Origin of the sequence: Maribacter sp. Asnod2-G09, from assembly GCF_045063795.1 — a bacterium.
GTDB lineage: Bacteria > Bacteroidota > Bacteroidia > Flavobacteriales > Flavobacteriaceae > Maribacter.
Genome location: NZ_JBEFOA010000004.1, coordinates 292,385 through 310,498 on the forward strand (window position 1 = coordinate 292,385; position 18,114 = coordinate 310,498).

The window sequence follows — 18,114 nt, forward strand, 5'->3', positions numbered from 1 at the left end:
GTTAGCTGTTAGCTGTTAGCTGTTAGCTGTTAGCTGTTAGCTGTTAGCTGAAAATAAAAAAGCCCGCAATTGCGGGCTTTTTCTATATAACTACTTTAATTATCTAATCAGTTTCTTATACTTAATTCGTTTCGGCATTAGATCTCCGCCTAATCGTTTCTTCTTATTCTCTTCATAATCAGAGAAAGAACCTTCAAAGAAATATACTAGCGAATCACCTTCAAAAGCTAAGATATGCGTACATATACGATCTAAGAACCATCTATCATGCGAAATTACAACTGCACAACCAGCAAAGTTCTCTAATCCTTCTTCTAAGGCACGTAATGTATTTACATCTAAATCATTGGTAGGCTCATCTAATAGAAGAACGTTTCCTTCTTCTTTCAAGGTCATTGCTAGGTGTAAACGGTTACGCTCACCACCAGACAACATATTCACCTTTTTATTTTGCTCACTACCCGTAAAATTAAATCTACTTAAATAAGCACGAGAATTCACCTGCTTACCGCCCATCATTACCATCTCTTGCTCATCACTAAAATTCTGCCAGATGGTTTTTTCAGGATCGATATTAGAGTGACTTTGATCCACATAAGCAATCTTAGCAGTTTCTCCGGTTTCAAATTCTCCTTTATCGGGAGTCTCTTCACCCATAATCATTCTAAAAATTGTGGTCTTACCAGCACCATTCGGACCAATAATACCAACAATACCTGCTTGGGGTAATTTAAAGTTCAAATCTTCGTAAAGTAATTTATCATCAAAAGCTTTACTTACTCCCTTTGCTTCAATTACATTAGTACCCAAACGAGGTCCGTTCGGTATATAGATTTCAAGTTTTTCGTCAAGTTGTTTTTGATCTTGACTCATTAACTTATCATAGTTCTTAAGACGCGCTTTCTGCTTGGTCTGTCTTCCTTTTGCTCCTTGACGCACCCATTCTAGCTCTCGTTCTAAAGTTTTCTGTCTCTTAGAAGCAGTTTTACTTTCTTGCGCTAAACGTTTCGATTTTTGATCTAACCATGAAGAATAGTTTCCTTTCCAAGGAATACCTTCTCCCCTGTCCAATTCAAGAATCCAACCAGCAACATTATCCAAAAAGTATCTATCGTGTGTTACGGCAATTACCGTTCCTTTATACTGTGCTAAATGATGCTCTAACCAATGTACAGACTCTGCATCTAAGTGGTTGGTAGGTTCATCTAATAATAAGATTTCAGGTTCTTGAAGCAACAATCTACATAAAGCAACTCTTCTTCTTTCACCACCTGATAGTACAGCAATTTTCTTATCTGGCTCAGGAGTACGTAAAGCATCCATAGCTATTTCTAACTTGGTATCTAATTCCCAAGCATTTGCCGCATCGATTTTATCTTGTAGTACAGCTTGTTGATCCATCAACTTCTGCATTTTGTCCGCATCTTCATAAACTTCTGGAAGACCGAACATATCATTTATCTTATTGTACTCATCAAGAATAGCAACAGTTTCTGCTACACCTTCTTTTACAATTTCTAAAACGGTTTTGTTTTCATCCAATTCTGGCTCTTGCTCTAAGTACCCAACATTGTAACCAGGAGAAAAAACAACATCACCTTGAAAGTTTTTATCGACTCCCGCAATAATTTTCAGTAAAGTAGATTTACCAGAACCGTTTAAACCTAAGATACCGATCTTGGCACCATAGAAAAAACTTAGGTATATATTCTTTAAAACTGGGGTATTCGCATTTTTATAGGTTTTCGTAACTCCTGACATGGAGAAGATTACCTTCTTATCGTCTGACATAAAATTATAGTGTTTAGTGAAATATTAAAGCCTACCAGAAGAATTAACTGGTGGCAATAAAATATATTATACTCTACCTTTAAGCGCGTTAAACACCCAAGCAATAGCAAAAAAGCCTATACCTACAGATGCAAAACCCCACCCTGCAACATCATCATAGCGAAAAGCACCTAATGCAATTAGAGCCAGACCTACAAAAATCATAATAAAAGTTGCCCAAGAGAGCACGGTATTCTTGTTCATTTTCGAATCAATTAAAAATTAAGCGAACATCAAATATCGTAAATTTTAAGATATTTGTCCACTATTACCCCTGCTATTATTCAAACGGGAACACAATTCCTGTTTTTTCACGAACGGAATCCATAATCTCAATTAAATCTAAACTATTTTGATAAGACCATAATTCGCTTTCCTTCTTGCCTGAATTCAAGCAATCGTGCACTTCTTCAATCTCATGAACATAGCCTTTGCCCATTTTACCGACTTCATTAGAAGTTGATTCACCATCTTTCTCTAAAGTGTACCCCGTGGTTTCATGCCATCTTGGGTGTATAAATATAGAACCTTCGCTACCTGCAATTTCCGCCTTCTTTTCTGAATTAGAATTGAGTCCGCTATACAGAATAGCCTGAGCATTATCATAATTAAAAATCATACTGCACTGCACCTCGACTCCCGTTTTATAAAAATTCGCTGTCGCTTTTATATCCTTTGGCTTTCCTAACATTAAATAAGCCAAAAATATAGGGTAGATTCCGATATCCAATAAAGATCCCCCAGCAAGATCGGCATTCAACAATCTTCCCTTTTCATCCCTATCCAACGCATAAAAAGCAAAATCGGCATGTAAATATCCTACTTCACCTATAGATCCATTAACAACTAATTCTTTTACCTTTTTAATAGTAGGGTTAAAACGCGACCATAATGCTTCCATCAAAAAAACATTATTTTCTTTGGCAACAGCAACCATTTGCTCCACTTCAGCTTTATTTACACCCATTGGTTTTTCGCATAGTACAGCATTACCAGCTTTCATTGCCGCAATGCTTAAATCTGCATGCGATGTATGTGGCGTTGCCAAATAAATGATATCTACCGTACCGCTATTAAATAACTCTACATAACTACCGTAAGCATTTGGCGCACCATATTCATCGGCAAAATCTTGAGCTTTCTCTAAGCTTCTTGAAGCCACAGAAACCAATTTACCGCCATTTACCAAGGCTAAATCTTTAGAAAAACTATGAGCAATGTTCCCTGCCCCTACAATACCCCACTTAATCATACTTTTTGTTTTTGTTGCATGAACACCAAAATTAACTCCTTATCTTTATCGAAAGAAAAGAAATTATATAGAATGGATTTAAAATTCAATCAAAACGAAGATAGGAATAAGTTGTTATTATCAGACCTTAGAAGAAAGCTTAATGAGGTTTATTTAGGCGGTGGAAAAGCCAAAATAGCCAAGCAGCACGACCAAGGTAAAATGACCGCCAGAGAGCGTATTGATTATCTTTTAGATCCAAAATCTGAACAAATAGAAGTCGGAGCCTTTGTAGGTGACGGCATGTACAAAGAACATGGTGGATGCCCTTCTGGTGGAGTTGTTATAAAAATAGGCTATGTTAAAGGAAGACAATGTATCGTTGTTGCCAATGATGCTACAGTTAAAGCCGGTGCATGGTTCCCCATTACCGCAAAGAAAAATTTAAGAGCACAAGAAATAGCTATTGATAATAAACTCCCAATCATTTACTTAGTAGATAGCGCGGGAGTGTACTTGCCTTTACAGGATGAGATTTTTCCTGATAAAGAACACTTTGGTCGCATATTTAGAAATAACGCTATCATGAGCAGTATGGGTATTACCCAAATATCTGCCGTTATGGGTAGTTGTGTTGCCGGTGGTGCTTATTTACCAATAATGAGCGATGAAGCACTAATTGTAGATAAAACCGCTAGTATATTTTTAGCAGGTAGCTATTTGGTGAAAGCTGCTATTGGCGAAAGTATTGATAACGAAACTTTAGGTGGCGCTACTACACATTGTGAAATTAGCGGAGTAACCGATTATAAAACGAAAGATGATGCAGCGGCTTTAGATACCATAAAGAATATTATGGATAAAATCGGTGATTTCCCTAAAGCGGGATACAACCGTAAGAAAAGTGTGAAGCCAAAAGAAAATCCCGATGATATTTACGGAATACTACCAAGCTCAAGAGCTGAGCAATATGATATGATGGAAATCATTAAGCGTTTGGTAGATGATTCTGAATTTGAAGAATATAAGGCTGGCTACGGACAAACCATTCTTACCGGATATGCACGTATAGACGGATGGGCTGTTGGTATTGTTGCCAACCAAAGAAAAGTAGTAAAAACTGCAAAGGGAGAAATGCAATTTGGCGGAGTAATATATTCTGACTCTGCAGATAAATCAACCCGATTTATAGCGAACTGTAACCAAAAGAAAATTCCGTTAGTCTTTTTACAGGATGTAACCGGTTTTATGGTAGGTAGTAAAAGTGAACATGGTGGTATCATAAAAGATGGCGCTAAAATGGTAAATGCGGTAAGTAACTCCGTCGTACCAAAATTCACCATTATCATAGGAAATAGCTACGGTGCTGGTAATTATGCCATGTGCGGTAAAGCTTATGACCCAAGATTAATTGTGGCTTGGCCAAGCGCAGAACTAGCTGTAATGAGTGGTAATTCTGCCGCCAAAGTATTATTACAAATTGAAAAAGCTTCTTTGAAAAAGAAAGGTGAAACTATTACCGAAGAAAAGGAAACTGAGCTTTTCGATAAAATCAAGAAGCGTTACGACAATCAAGTATCTCCGTATTACGCAGCATCAAGATTATGGACCGATGCTATTATAGACCCTAAAGACACCCGAAAGTGGATATCGATGGGTATTGAAGCAGCTGACCATGCGCCGATAGAGAAGCCTTTTAATATGGGAGTTTTACAAGTTTAACTTTTACTTACTCTTATAGAGTTCTTTAATTACATGGAAACCAAAAAGCTGTTGATTCGCACCATTAACATCTAATCTAAAGACTTTAGTTTCCTTGGTTTGACGAACTGAATTATAATTTCTATAAATAGTTGCTTTTAGGTAAGTGGGGGTTAATTGTTTATTCCCAAAATATGTTGCATTTACTTGCCATTTACCTAAAAGTGATTCATCTACCTCAAAATCTTTGATTGAAAAACCAAGTTTTTTTTCTTCCCTGATTCTGTCAGGTATATTTTTTAGTGTGTGATTCCAATTGAAATATTGATTATTAGGATTCACAAATTGAAGATTGAATTCAGCTTCACTATCATTCCACTCAAATACTAATCTCGTATTTAAAATTTCATTTTCAATACCCTCCGCATTTAAAAGACTATTTGACAAAATCAGATTTTCTGTTTCTTTTATAATCAAAGTCTCAAATTCATCAGTCTTACCATTAAAATACCCTTCTTCTATCAAATACTTATGCCTTGCTAATAATGAAATAGATGCTTCAGGATTGTCTAAATTTCGATAACTTCTAGAAATATCTAAATAACTCTGAGTATATTCAGGTCTAAGAACAAATATTTTCTCGTAAATCTTATGGGCTTTTTCAAATCTATTCTGAGACTCATAATAATATGCCAAAGCTTTTAACCAAACCGAATTGTTTTTAAATCTATTAAAACAAGATTCAATTACAGCATCAGCTGCCTTCTTCCCGAATTTTTCATAAAACAAGTTATAACTATCAATATAAAAATGTGGACTTGAAGAAAATAGCACTGAATACCCTTCATAAATATTCAAAGCTTCTTTTAAACTAATTGAAGAATTAATTGATTTCATGTAAGTAGGAAGATTTTCTACCTTATCTATATCACTAAGAATTCTTTCATTTACGTAGTTATTTCTTAAGCGAGCTTGATCATATCTTTTTAGACTATTTTCTTCTCTGAGACCGTGAACCCCATTTTTAGTATTTATAATAACAACACCTCCACTAGCAATAGTCCCAAATCGCCAAACTGCCTGCATTCCAGGTATAATTGCAACTCTTTGAATTAAAGAAACATCTAGCCAAACCGGAGGGTCATTAAAAATATTACCGTCAACTTCAAACAGCGCAGGAGACACCTGCCCTACTGAACCCATGCCTCTTAGAAATAAAGTTCTGACAGATACTCCATTATTATCTAAATACGTCATTACTCGAATTCCCGAACGTCTACTAGCAATAGAATTTAACACATCTGCTCCCGGAACAAATTCAGAGCCATCAATAACTTTTAAATGATAAGCAGTGTTTGCAGGACTGATATAACCAAAAGAAGTATTTACAATCGTAGCATCAGTAAAATAGTTCATGGCAAGCCTTTTTTGCTTGCTAATTTTTTCTGTTAAAACTACCTCATCTAATTCTTCAACCTTAGGTTGCATTTTTAAATTCAAAATTGATGTAACATCTTCAATAAGAATTGAAATTGTATCCATACCAACATAAGTAAACCTTAACTCATCTTTCGGTTTAGCTTTAATTACATAATGTCCATTCTTATCCGTGAAGGAGACAGCTTGAGAAGATAGATTTTGAATATTTACATCGGATAAAGAAATACCATCTGTACTTATTCGTCCTTGTATTTGCTGTTGTCCATATAGGTTTACAAATACCAAAAGAAAACCAAGCACAACGAACATTCTCATAATCAAATTTTTAGACTATACTTTAAAGATAATAAATCGAACTAAGAAAAAGAGAAGTGTTTATTCAATAAGCTTTCAAAAGAATACCCACAATATACTTTGAGTATAATGTGGGTATTTCAATATCTAAACGTTTATAGTTTTACTCTTTATCCAAAAAAGCAAAGAATCTCAGAGCAAGTCCGCTTTCATATAAATCTCGATTATCGAGTTTAGTTAGCAACCATACTCGCAGCATTTGAAACTGAAAACAATTGTTGGTTTACATTACGTAGACCTAGTTTAAAAACCTTTGTTTCTTTTCGTTGCGATGCACTACCGTAGTTATAATATACCGTAGCTTTCAAATATGTTGGAGTCAAGCTTTTGTTGCCTAAATAGGTAGCATTAACCAACCAAGTACCACGAAGGGTATCATCTATTAAATATTCTTCACTAGAGAAACCAGAGCGTTTTTCGCTTTGAATTCGTTCAGCGTCTGCTGCTAAAGAATGTTCACTTTTGTAGTATCGCTTTTCTGGATTTACAAATTGTAATTCAAACTCAGCCTCGCTATCGCTCCATTCAAAAACCAATCGTGTTCCTTTAAAATCATCATCAAGTTTAATTTCATTCACCTTATCTGTTGAAACTAAATCAGCTCCTTTTAAGGATATTAAATTATTTAAATCGCGGTCCATTATGGTTTTTACTTGCTCTTCTTTTTCCAGTAGTTCTTCTGCCAACAAATAATCATAACGCAAGTACATGGCTGCCGATTTTTGGCTTAAACCAAGTTCTCTATAGCTATTTGCTAAATCTAAATAAGATTGAGCATAATCTGCTCTTAGCGTATACACATCCTCATATAATTTATTTGCCTCTTTAAACTTTCCTTCTGCTTGATATATGTAAGCTAAAGATTTCAATGCTAAAGGATTTCCGCTTAGAACTCTATCATTCTCTTCGATTATCTTATCCGCGAATTCTTGATTTTTCCATTTGTTCGAAAAATAATCATAGGCATCTAATACGTAATAATAAGAACTACTATATTTTTTGATTTGTTCTGCATAAATAGCCTTTGCTCTTTCTTCTGTATTGGCACTTAAAAGCTCAATCAAGTATAATGGTTTATCTTCTTTAAAATCAACCGAACTTAATGCTAAATTATCATATTTATTATTTCTAAGTTTAGCTTGATCGTAAGGTTTACCATCAATGTTACCTGCATACAATAGCGTCTTCGTGTTAATTACAATTACACCACCAGCACCTATTGCCCCATATCTTGTGGTCATTGCTAAGTTATTCAATACCGCCAATCTAGCAATTGACGCAGGTGTGATCCACGTAGGTGTATCGGTTAAAATTTGCCCATCAACATCATATACCGCAGGTGGCGCTTGGCTAACGGAATTCAATCCTCTAATATAAACTCCACCACCACGCATGCAATCCCCAAAAACTCTTACTCCGGGGAATTCATTTCTCACAACATCTAAAATGCATACTCCAACATCATTGATTTCGTCTTCTTGTAAAAATCTAACTTTACCAGGCGCAGTCTCACTATCTATAATACCAAAAGCCGTTTTTATTAAATTGTTTTTATACTTGTACTCCTCTTCTAACTCATTCTGAGATTTCCTATTACTACCTTTTACGGTAACCTCATCTAACTTCTCTATTTTTTGACTCATTTCTATATTCAAGGTGCGAGTAACATCTTCTACCATAATCCGTACATCATTTAGACCAGGGTATGTATATAACAATACATCTCTAGGCTCAGTCGTTATTTGGTAAACTCCGTTTGCGTCTGTTGTAGTTGCTATATCAGAATCTATAATAGAAATCTTGACATTTGCCAAGGGTGCATCCATTTGAGTAACCTTACCTTTTACAATTTTATTTTGCGCATGAAGATTGTTAGCGAAAGCAGTTAATACTAAGAGAATTAGAAAATTTTTCATAAAATAGAGCTTTTACATATTATACTTTAAATTAACATCAAAAATTAAACCATACTAAAATTTGTAGGAATTAATTTACTTATAATGTATGAATTTAACAATTTCACTAGATATGTTAAAATTTAAAACAAATTGCAATTACCTCTTGATCAAAACATTACCTATTTAATAAATTTTAATTCAATTTATCTGCCCCTAAAGTTGGCAAGTAAAATAGGTTTTGATTTACATTTTTTAAAGACAACCTATAAATTCTAATTGTGCTTTCTTCACTATCAGTACCATAACCAGAAAAAGAGGATACTTTTAAATAGGTAGGCAAGCCACTTTCATTTCCCTTGTAATTTATATTTACAATCCACTCTCCTTTAATATCACTTTCAAGAAAGAACTCTTTGCTAGAAGAGTACTCACTTTTACCAAAATATTCATTCTGAAGGTTTCTTGAAGTATTGGATACAAAATAGCGATTTCCTGGATTTACGAATTGAAGGTCAAATTCCGCCTCATCATCGCTCCACTCAAAAAGTAGACGTGTATCTGCACCCTCTCTCATAGCAGTCACATCTTTTAAATCTTCTGAGCTAATTGCATAATCTGTTTTATGTTGCAAAAAGTGATTGAACTCAGTTGTTATGATTGGATGCAAACCAATAGTATCTGATACAAGGAAAGAATCGTTTAATAATTTAGTGTACCTACTATAAAGATTAGCTGCTTTCTGCACCTCATTTACCTCAACATAACTATTTGCAATGTCTCTATAAGATTGCGCATAATTAGGTCTTTTTACAAAAACGCTGGTATATAGTTTATTTGCTTTTTCAAATTCACCCTCCCGTTGATACGCATACGCCAATGCCTTCATTTCACTGATGTTATCAACAAATAGAGATTGATGATTAGCGATTATATCATTATTGAATTTTTCTTGCTCCCAATTGGCAGTAAAATAAATATAGGCATCAAGAAAAAACGAAGCTGAACTATTATAAAGCTTCTCATTTTCTTGATATACTTTTTTAGCCGCTTCAAAATTATTACTACTAAAAAGGTCTTGAAGATAATTAGGAAAATTTTTATTTGCCTGCTCTTTATTTATAGCATCGCCTTCATAAATATTATTTCTAATTTGAGCTTGGTCACTATTTCTATTATTCTTAGTAGCATAATTAGCATGTTTAGTACTTATAGCGATAACTCCACCCGCAGCTACTTGCCCGTACCTTCCAACGCCAGCAAGACCTGGTATTACTGCTATACGCTCAATAACATTTAAATCTAAAAAATACGGTACATCTTCATAAATTACTCCGTCAATTTCGAATATTGCAGGTCTAATATTATTAATTGACCCTTTACCTCCTCTTATAAACACGGCAACTTTAGTAAAAGTACACCCAAAACATGTATTACCATTGGTTACATTACCAATACGAACTCCAGCTATTTTACCATCTAAAGCTGCTAGAATATTGGGTGCCGACAAGTTTAGCTCCTCGCCTTTTAAAATAGTAATTGCATGACCAATGGTTTTCTTATCAAGAGTTCCATAAGCAGTTTTTGCAAATTCGTCATTCGTTAAATACTCAGAAAACATTTCTGTCTCAGTCTTTCGTAGACGCTCTTTTTCCGTAATTGTAACCCCAATTAATTCTTCAACCTTCACATTCATAGTAACGTTAATATTATGTATGGTCTCTGAAACGATACGTTCCACTTTTTCGAAACCCAAATAATCAAAACTAATGACATCACCGATTTCTGCCATCATAGTATACCTACCATAAGCATCGGTTTGTGTTTGTTTTAATGACTTCTCGATTTGCACAGTGGCATTTTCAACAGGCTTACCATTATTGAAAACAAAACCTGTAATAGATCTATGCGTTTTAAAAGGACTCGTGTTTATTATTGGAGTTTTAAACGAATTTTCAAGAACCTTATTTCTAGAATAATCTGATATTTGAGAAATATCTCCATCACTCAATACAGAGGTATTCAAATAAAAAGTCATTGCATCGCCCCTGAACGTCTTCCATTGTCCTTGGCTAACATATCTTCTATACGATGTGCTTGGTCTGTAATCAGCTGCTAAAACCAAACCAACACGCTTACCATATACTTCCAATAACTCTAAACCAATACTGAAATCTTCATTTACAATAAGATTGTACGACCTTAAATCTACAGTCACCTTTCCCGACGACTTACCAATCATTTTAGTAACATTCTTTTGTAGTAATTTCTCTTCAGGATAAATGGTACCACCTTTGTATACATTTATACGTACTAATACACTATCAGAATAATTCTCGTTCACGTAGAAATGAAAATCTTTTAGGTAATGCTTTTTTTTACCTAAATCTATTCTAGTTACCAATTCAGCCCCTAATGAACCATCACCTTTCCAATACCCATATTTATTTTTACTGGCATAAGAGAAGCCAATAATCTCATCACTCTTTTGTTTTAAATATTTAGCACTGACTACAGCTTCGTTTAACTGCATAGCTTCAGGTTGCATAGCTACCTTTTGAAAGAGCGTGTCATCAAAATTAATTTCAGATATTTTAAGTTGTATGGTTTTGTACCCAACCGAAGAAAACTGCAATACATCATCATTAGAGAACATAGACATATTTATGTCTAGATAAAATTTCCCATCAATATTACTTACGGTGCCAATTCCTTTATTTACTATACCAATATTTACAAAAGGGAGCGACTCTTTAGATTCAGAATCTATCACAATCCCTTTATATTGATCTTGTGCAAATACCCCTAAACTAAGAGTGATTAGAAAGATTAAAAGACAATAATTTCTATAATGTTTAGAGGTTAAAATCATTCATCGATATATTTAATAATTGTTAAGATATTCTTAAATATATGAATTACAGCGATTTAAAACTATTGTCTATGTAATAAAAATAAGATTTTTATTACATAGACAATATATAACCCTACAAACGTAAGTTTAATTCCCCTGATACCCTTTCACTCTTGGTATCAATAAAAGCTCGGTTTGCCTTCCATTTACATATCTAAAACCTTCTTCACCGTAAAAACCGGCTTCTTCGAGCATGATACGTATATCTCTATTCCATTCTGGTATGTTGATGGTTGTATTTAATTCAATAGCATACACTGTATTTGGGTTCAATGTATAATTTTCACCATCATCGCGCATAACACCACCTTGAGAATCCCACATACCTATTGTTGTACCAGCAGAATGACCATATAACCCTAAAGGATGCGTATATATAGATGGTTTTAATCCTGCTGATTTAGCCTCCTTTAAAGATTTTGCTAGAATATCATTACCAGACCTGCCTTTAATCATATTATTTGTCAAAAAATCTTGCAACTTATTACCATCTTTAAGTCCGTTTACCAAATAAGCTGGAGCTACAGTTTCTTCTGGTTTAAGAACATATGCCAGTTCTTGACAATCGGTGTTTAGACGTAAGTACGTAATTCCGAAATCGCAATGCACTAGGTCTCCAGGTAAAATAACCATATCATCTGGCTTATCTGCAAACGAATAAAATTTACTAGCATTATCTTTTTCGCTTCGTTGTACATCTACAGTTGGGTGAAACCAAGTTTCCAATCCTAAATCTGTTACTTTTTGACGCATCCACCATACCACATCCGAGGTTGTTGTAACACCAGATGTAATTACTTTCTCAGAAAAAGCTTCCGCTATAATATCGTGCGTAATGTCTACTAGTTGGTCATAAATAACCATTTCGCGTTCAGATCTAGTTTCGATCCAACGAACAGCTAATTGCTCTGCAGAAGTAACTTTTGAAGTGTATTTCTTAGGCAAATTAGCCATGAACTCCTCATAATCAGTCTTTACCAAACCATCGGCGATATTATGGTCTGTAGAATAATTGAGCCCGATTTTCTTCGGATTTCTCTCTGATATCAATTGCATTAATCGGGTCCATTGGTTCGGTTCTTTCTCCTTATCCCAAGCAGAAACAATATTCTTACCCACATTATAACGGGCGACAGCCAACTTCTCTATAGTGTTCTTCGCCTTATCTCTATAAAACAATAGAATAGTTCTTCTACGAGCATTTAACCACGTAGCCGGAAGCATTGTCTTAATTACTGGATCTTCATTGTATTCTCGTGAGATAACCACCCACATATCTAAATCTGCAGCATCCATAAGTTCAGGAAGCAGATTATTAAAACGGTCGTCTAAAATTTCATCAATTACCCGTGCTCTTTCTTTTTCATTTAGAATTTGCTGAGCATTAATTTCACCTATAAAAATTAGGCATACAAAAAGGAATAGTTTTTTCATGAGTGTTGTTTGGTTTAAGCCTTGAAAATACAAAATAACACACATTCGAAATAAACTATTCCTCGAAAATCAATTGACTTTTACAATCTAAATAATATCAATAGTTATCTGTTACCAATTTCTCATTTATGCTTTTAACTAACCTAATAAATTCTGCTCTGTATCCATTTTTATCTTCACCCCTACCATTCTCTGCCAATTCAATGACATTATTAAAAGTTGTTTTATTTATAAATGCGGACTTTCGTAATTGCTGACCGAATAAAGCAACGGCTGCGGTGAATTGAAAGTCTTTTGACATTTCTTGATTATTCGCATTTTGAACGTGTACTAATTCTATACTCTTATTACCATCAGGTTTTTTATATCTGAATTTAACGGTAAACAACTCATCAGAAAACCCAGTATTGCCAGTAGTATTTGTATACTTTAATTCCGGTATTTCTTTATCATATGCTGATGTTACTCCTGTCTCTATTATCTCATACAAAGCGGTTACCTTATGTCCGCTGCCCAACTCACCTGCATCTTTGGTATCATCAATAAAATCTTCATCTGCCAATAATCTATTTTCGTAACCAATTAGTCGATACGATTTTACCTTTACAGGATTAAACTCTACCTGTAGCTTTACGTCTTTTGCAATGGTAAATAAAGTACCACCGAACTCCTTACCAAATAACTTCTGAGCTTCTTGCATAGTATCTATGTAACCATGGTTTCCGTTTCCTTGATCTGCCAAAGTTTCCAACTTAGAATCCATGTAGTTACCCATTCCGAAACCTAATACAGAAAGAAACACTCCCGATTCGCGTTTTTCAACAATCAAATCTTCCATGTCTTTATCGCTAGACAGTCCTACATTAAAATCACCATCTGTTGCCAATATCACTCTATTGTTACCATTCTTTTTAAAATGTTTCTCTGCTAATTTGTAAGCCAATTGAATACCTTCTCCACCAGCTGTAGAACCGCCAGCCTCTAAATTATTTAAAGCGCTCATGATTTTCTCTTTATTGTTACCAGATGTAGGCGCTAACACAACACCGGCTGCCCCGGCATAAACAACAATAGAAACCCTGTCTTTTTCTCTTAACTGATTTACCAAAAGTTTAAATGCGGATTTCAATAGCGGTAATTTGTTATTTGCTGACATAGAACCAGAAACATCTATAAGAAAAGTAAGATTAGATGCCGGTAATTCTTCATTCAAGTATTCTTTACCCTGCAGACCAATGCGCACTAGTTTGGTATCTACATTCCAAGGAGTTTGTACTACCTCGGTGTTTACAGAAAAAGGGTGTTCGTCTGATGGTTGCGGATAATCATAATCAAAGTAATTAATCATTTCTTCAATTTTAACAGCATCTACAGGAACGTTCTGCCCATTATTTATGAATCTTCTAATATTGCTGTATGCCGCTTTATCGACATCTATGGAAAAAGTAGATAGCGGATTTACGGCAACATTCTGAAATTGATTTTCAGTGATTTGTGCATAATTCTCATCTTCTTCAATTACATATTTACCTTTTACAGTATGTATAACAATACAACCGTGTTTAGCATTTTGACCATATAAATTCTGAGCTTCAGTAGTGTTCAGTTCTTTTCTACTATTAATATCTTCACTTTTAAGGCTTTGAACAATTGAGTTGTATTGCTTTTTAATAGGAACACCATCTACTATATATAGCGGACTGTTAACTTTAGTGCCAACACTTTTATTTTCCACGGTACCTATTCCGCGAATTTGAACACCACTAACTTTACCTTGTAAGGCTCTACTAATATTTGATTTAGGAGATTGCATATTAACCATTGCAACTGAGCCCATAACATGACGACGCTTTTGAATACTATAACCAGAAACCACGACCTCTTCTAATATTTGAAGATCTTCTTCAAGTGAAACATTAACAACTACTGATTCCCTGATCTTTACAGTTAGATTCTTACAACCTATATATGAAAATGATAATTCAGCACCTTCTGATACTATTATAGCATAGTGTCCGTCAAAATCTGTTTGTGTACCATTGGTCGTTCCTTTTTCCATAACATTTACACCAGGCATAGGGTCACCTGCATGATCAGAAACAGTACCACTAATTTTAACTTGCTGAGAAGACAACAGCATACTACTGAACAGAAAGAATAGGAAAGTCGCATTTTTCATAATAATTGGTTTAAAGTTTGAGCAATAAACCTATTAAGAAAGAATCTTTTTTAAAACGAAAAATGAGTGAAGGGTACTTTATAATGAGGGAAGTTATGACTTCAATAAGGTCATGGTTTCTTTCCGCTTAACCTTTCCGCTATCCGTACGTAAGAATACCGGAATGGTTTTAATTTGACGTGGTACTTCGTACTTAGACAAAAGAGGAATTGAAGTAACTTTCTTCAACACATCGTTTTCATTCACTGTACCTTCTATAACCAGCACTAATTGCTCGCCTAGTTTTGCGTCTGGCAAAGAGGTAATAAAAAAAGCTTGGTCAAAAATATTCGAAAGTTTAGCCTCTATCTGCTCTGGACTAAGTTTAATTCCGCCAGAATTAATTACATTATCAAATCTGCCTAACCACTTAAACTCAGTTTCCGAAACCAATTCAATAACATCATTAGTAACCACAGTTTCATCTGAAATCTTTGGTGCATTAATTACCAAACAGCCTCTGTCATCTTTAGATATTTCCACGTCTGGTAAAATAGAAAAAGGTGCTTCATCTACCACACCATTATTTAAAGGCTTAACTGCAATATGTGTTATGGTCTCCGTCATACCATAGGTTTCATAACTAGCATTTGTAATAACTTTTATTTCCTTTCTTAAAGAAGCAGAAATAGGAGCACCACCAATAATCAACTTATGTAGCAATGAAAGCTCAGGCAATGAATTAGCAACTTGTAAGGGGACCATTGCGCCAAAATCAAAAGACCTTTTACTATTTTCTAACGGATTTGAAGTAGGTTCCACAAAATGAATATCTAACCCCAAAACCATAGCTCTTACCAACATCATTTTACCAGCTATATAATTAGCAGGCAAACATAATAAAGCAGAAGATTTTGGTGATAAATTAAAATAGCTACCTGTTGCCAAAGCACTATTCTCCATTTGTACTTTCTTTAAAACAATAGTTTTTGGAGCACCCGTAGAACCAGAGGTCTGTACCGAAATTGTAGGTGAATCATCAATCCAATCTAAAAGAAATTCACCAATGTGCTTTTCAAATTCTTCGCCTTCCTTAATTAGACTATAGCTTACCTCTGATAAATCATCAAAAGAAATAGTTCTACCATGAATTGAAAAACTTGGGTGTACAGAAGCTTTATACATTGTACTAATTATCTAGTTTCAAAAATTCTTCTTCAGACAACACTTTTCCTGTTAGTTTTTCTTTCCAGTTGGTCCAGCCATACTTTTTTGAGAAAATTATCAATAGAATCGGAAAAACTATAAATACTGGCACCAAAACATCCCAACCCAAAATTGGATCAGAAACATCCCTATACAATGAATCAGTTTGAAAAGCAGTCCAATCAGCTGTTAACAATAACGCACCAATTAAATTATTAGCGGCATGAAAACCCAAAGCAAGCTCTAAACCTTCATCCATTAGGGTTATAATACCAAGAAAAAAACCAGTACCTATATAGTATATCATTATACCAAAACCAAGTTTCTCTACTTCAGGATTTCCCAAATGCATTAATCCAAATAACACAGAAGTAACAACTAGGGGTATCCATCTATTTTTTGCAGCAATACCCAATCCTTGCATCATATAACCTCTGAACAAATACTCCTCAAAGCTAGTTTGTAAAGGAATTAGAATTATTCCAATCAATGCCAAACTTAAAAATGGCATCAACTTGAAATTAAATAGGTAATCCTCAGGAGATAAATAAATACCTACGAAAGTTAAAACTATAGTTATCAGTCCCCAAATACCAAAAGCAAAAAACACTCTTTTCCAATCTATTTTTTTTCTGGATGTTGTTAAACTAGTAATGCTTTGAGAATGCACTAATTTTGTCCATCCAAGTACCATAAAGAGTCCTACTGCAAGTGGAGCCAACAATAATATTAAAACTAAATTTGAGCCTAAAGTGTCTACCATTTGAGACATACTATCCTCTACACTAACGGGAGAATATAAAATTGCTATATAATTTACAATCATCAACCCGATAAAGGACCCCGGTATAATTAAATATTTCCATAATCCAATATCACCTTTATACCCCTGCTCTATATACATATACTTTCAATTAAATTTGTATTCCATTTTTCAGAGCTGCTATAAAACAAACCTCCATTATCCACTTCTACCGGACTCTCAATATTATTCGTAAAAAGAGATCCGGTACCTAAGCCTTGCGGCATTTTATTATTAAGGGTTGCCGTCCACTGTGCAATGGCATTTAGACCAATATTACTTTCTAATGCACTCGTTACCCACCACCCTATATTATTTTTCTCTGCAATAGAAATCCACTCACTACTTCCTGCAAAACCACCTACCAAACTAGGTTTTAGAATTATATATTGTGGTTGTATGGTTAGTAGTAACGCTGCCTTTTTTGTTACATCTGTGATGCCAATTAATTCTTCATCTAAAGCAATCGGCAGCGGTGTGGTTCTACAAAGCCTTTGCATTTCTTCAGCTTGCCCTTGTTTAATAGGCTGTTCTATAGAGTGCAAATCGAGTTTCGATAATGTTTCTAATTTAGACAAAGCTTCTTGTGGAGAAAATGCTCCGTTGGCATCTACCCGTAATTCGATAGCTTCTTTTGAATAACGCTCTCTAATAGATTTTAGCAATGCTATTTCAGTATCAAAATCAATTGCTCCAATTTTCATTTTTATGCAAGAAAAACCATCCTTTAGCTTATCTTCTATTTGCCGATGCATAAACTCCTTATCACCCATCCAAACCAATCCGTTGATAGATATTGGTTTTTGGTCATTTAAAAAAGTAGATTCGAAAAGATGAAAAGGATTTTTAGAACGCAGCGACATAAATGCCTGCTCTACCCCGAATTGAATACTGGGAAAATCCTGTAATTGCTTCAGTAATTCGGCTTCTCCCAGTTTAATGTTTTGTGCAACCCAAGCACATTTATCTTCATATTCAGGAACATCATCAAAACTAAGACCTCTAAAAAGTCCGCATTCACCAACACCCCATTTTCCTTTTTCTTCTAAAAAGAGAAACCAAGTTTCTTTGGTTCGAAGAATTCCTCTAGAAGTTCCGCTAGGGTTTTTAAAATTTAGGAGATACTTTTTAAATGTTGCCTTCATAATA

Annotated in this window: 12 protein-coding genes; 1 reads left to right on the plus strand and 11 read right to left on the minus strand. The window is 34.6% G+C overall.

Annotation, left to right across the window (positions count from 1 at the left end; all coding sequences use genetic code 11):
* Positions 1 to 99: 99 nt before the first annotated feature.
* The 3 genes from ettA to ACJJVT_RS08460 all read right to left on the minus strand — a co-directional run bounded on the left by ettA (position 100) and on the right by ACJJVT_RS08460 (position 3,082).
* On the minus strand, positions 100 to 1,791 hold the full coding sequence (gene ettA / locus ACJJVT_RS08450) for an energy-dependent translational throttle protein EttA (RefSeq protein ID WP_405397900.1): 1,692 nt from the start codon (positions 1,789 to 1,791) through the stop codon (positions 100 to 102).
* A gap of 66 nt (positions 1,792 to 1,857) precedes the next feature.
* Complete coding sequence (locus ACJJVT_RS08455) at positions 1,858 to 2,034, minus strand: CAL67264 family membrane protein (RefSeq protein WP_091904100.1); 177 nt, start codon at positions 2,032 to 2,034, stop codon at positions 1,858 to 1,860.
* A gap of 76 nt (positions 2,035 to 2,110) precedes the next feature.
* Positions 2,111 to 3,082, minus strand: coding sequence for a Gfo/Idh/MocA family protein (locus tag ACJJVT_RS08460; RefSeq protein WP_405397902.1), 972 nt, complete (start codon positions 3,080 to 3,082; stop codon positions 2,111 to 2,113).
* Positions 3,083 to 3,154: 72 nt separating this feature from the next.
* Here ACJJVT_RS08460 and ACJJVT_RS08465 point away from each other — a divergent pair, with 72 nt between their 5' ends.
* Complete coding sequence (locus tag ACJJVT_RS08465) at positions 3,155 to 4,783, plus strand: acyl-CoA carboxylase subunit beta (RefSeq protein WP_405398949.1); 1,629 nt, start codon at positions 3,155 to 3,157, stop codon at positions 4,781 to 4,783.
* A 3-nt stretch (positions 4,784 to 4,786) separates the two neighbouring features.
* Here ACJJVT_RS08465 and ACJJVT_RS08470 read toward each other — a convergent pair whose 3' ends face one another.
* The 8 genes from ACJJVT_RS08470 to ACJJVT_RS08505 form a co-directional block, all read right to left on the minus strand.
* Positions 4,787 to 6,517: a hypothetical protein gene (locus ACJJVT_RS08470; RefSeq protein ID WP_405397903.1), complete on the minus strand. Its 1,731-nt coding sequence runs from the start codon at positions 6,515 to 6,517 to the stop codon at positions 4,787 to 4,789.
* Between the two features lie 212 nt (positions 6,518 to 6,729).
* The gene (locus ACJJVT_RS08475; protein WP_405397905.1) at positions 6,730 to 8,472 is read right to left on the minus strand and encodes a carboxypeptidase-like regulatory domain-containing protein; all 1,743 of its coding nucleotides are present in this window, start codon (positions 8,470 to 8,472) and stop codon (positions 6,730 to 6,732) included.
* 175 nt (positions 8,473 to 8,647) lie between these two features.
* Positions 8,648 to 11,224 carry a carboxypeptidase-like regulatory domain-containing protein gene (locus tag ACJJVT_RS08480; RefSeq protein ID WP_405397907.1) on the minus strand — a complete coding sequence of 859 codons (2,577 nt, stop codon included), beginning with the start codon at positions 11,222 to 11,224 and terminating at the stop codon, positions 8,648 to 8,650.
* Positions 11,225 to 11,452: 228 nt separating this feature from the next.
* Positions 11,453 to 12,799 carry a M24 family metallopeptidase gene (locus tag ACJJVT_RS08485; protein ID WP_405397909.1) on the minus strand — a complete coding sequence of 449 codons (1,347 nt, stop codon included), beginning with the start codon at positions 12,797 to 12,799 and terminating at the stop codon, positions 11,453 to 11,455.
* Between the two features lie 97 nt (positions 12,800 to 12,896).
* Positions 12,897 to 14,978 (minus strand): von Willebrand factor type A domain-containing protein, encoded by a 2,082-nt coding sequence (locus ACJJVT_RS08490; RefSeq protein WP_405397910.1) that lies wholly within the window; start codon positions 14,976 to 14,978, stop codon positions 12,897 to 12,899.
* A 93-nt stretch (positions 14,979 to 15,071) separates the two neighbouring features.
* Positions 15,072 to 16,142 carry an AMP-binding protein gene (locus tag ACJJVT_RS08495; protein ID WP_405397912.1) on the minus strand — a complete coding sequence of 357 codons (1,071 nt, stop codon included), beginning with the start codon at positions 16,140 to 16,142 and terminating at the stop codon, positions 15,072 to 15,074.
* Positions 16,143 to 16,146: 4 nt separating this feature from the next.
* Positions 16,147 to 17,067 carry a CPBP family intramembrane glutamic endopeptidase gene (locus ACJJVT_RS08500; RefSeq protein ID WP_405397914.1) on the minus strand — a complete coding sequence of 307 codons (921 nt, stop codon included), beginning with the start codon at positions 17,065 to 17,067 and terminating at the stop codon, positions 16,147 to 16,149.
* Positions 17,058 to 18,110, minus strand: a complete 1,053-nt coding sequence (locus ACJJVT_RS08505) for an o-succinylbenzoate synthase (RefSeq protein WP_405397916.1) — start codon at positions 18,108 to 18,110, stop codon at positions 17,058 to 17,060. Before ACJJVT_RS08505 ends, ACJJVT_RS08500 begins: the two co-directional genes overlap by 10 nt.
* Positions 18,111 to 18,114 lie beyond the last annotated feature (4 nt).